Annotated in this window: 1 protein-coding gene; it reads left to right on the top strand. The window is 61.4% G+C overall.

What is annotated here, in order from left to right; translation table 11 throughout:
* Positions 1–68 precede the first annotated feature (68 nt).
* Positions 69–1,037 carry an IS1595 family transposase gene (locus AB6724_RS21795; RefSeq protein ID WP_369340623.1) on the top strand — a complete coding sequence of 323 codons (969 nt, stop codon included), beginning with the start codon at positions 69–71 and terminating at the stop codon, positions 1,035–1,037.
* The last annotated feature ends 2 nt before the right edge of the window (positions 1,038–1,039 follow it).

The following is a 1,039-nucleotide window of genomic DNA, read 5'->3' as shown; positions in this document are numbered from 1 at the left end:
CGTTCAGTGTTGAACTCTCCATATTTCCCGCCAGTCCAACGTACATGTAGGACTGTCGGGAGACTTCAATGGACTCACGCACCTTCGAACGATTGCTCACTCGATTGCAGCGCCTCACGCACGAGCAGCGCATTGAGCTTGAGAGCGCACTGCACCAGCAGTGCAGCCCAGAGCAAGCGCAGCAGATCATCCAGTCTCGTCTGGAGCGCCTCCATCAGTGCCCGCACTGCACGGGCACGCATCTGTACCGCCACGGCCAGGCGCACGGCCTGCCGCGCTACCGTTGTGTGGATTGCGGCAAGACCTTCAATGCGCTGACGGGGACGCCCTTGGCACGCTTGAGACTCAAGCCCAAGTGGCTGGACTATCTGCAATGCATGCTCCAATCCCAGACCATCCGACAAGCGGCGCGCACTACCGGTGTCCATCGCAACACCAGCTTTCGCTGGCGTCACCGCTTCCTGCAATGGGTCAAGGAGGACCGCTCCGCCCACCTGAGCGGCATTACCGAGGTCGATGAGACGTATCTGCTCGAATCCCACAAAGGGGAGCGCTCGTTGAGGCGAGTCGCTCGCAGGCGTGGTGGATCGGCGAGCAAGCGGGGGCTTTCCAAGGAGCACGTGTGCGTGCTGATCGCGCGTGATCGCATGGGACAGACGCTGGATTTTGTGACTGGCAATGGCTCGGTGAGCAAGGCACAACTGCGTGAACATCTGCAGCCGGTGCTCTATGAGGACTCACTGCTGGTGAGCGACTCCAATGCGGCGTACCGCTACTTCGCGGCAGACGCCGGCATCACGCATGAAGCGGTCAACCTGTGCGCAGGGGTTCGCATCAAGGGCGCATTCCATGTGCAGAACGTCAATGCGTATCACAGTCGCCTGCGCCAATGGCTGAGCAGATTCCACGGCGTGGCCACCCGCTATCTGCCCAACTACCTGGGCTGGCGCCGCGCACTGGACACCCATCGCCTGCCAACCCCGCAAGCCATGCTCCTCGCGGCTATCGGCGTTTTTCCACACTCAACGGGGACATAGCC

Source organism: Comamonas guangdongensis, from assembly GCF_041079535.1.
GTDB classification, from domain to species: Bacteria; Pseudomonadota; Gammaproteobacteria; order Burkholderiales; family Burkholderiaceae_C; genus Comamonas; species Comamonas guangdongensis.
Note: the sequence above shows the minus strand (reverse complement) of the source record. Positions and strands in the feature narration are given on the sequence as shown.

Excerpts from the sequence above, each read along its gene's own strand:
- AB6724_RS21795 (WP_369340623.1), top strand. The coding sequence starts at position 69 with ATGGACTCACGCACCTTCGAACGATTGCTCACTCGATTGCAGCGCCTC.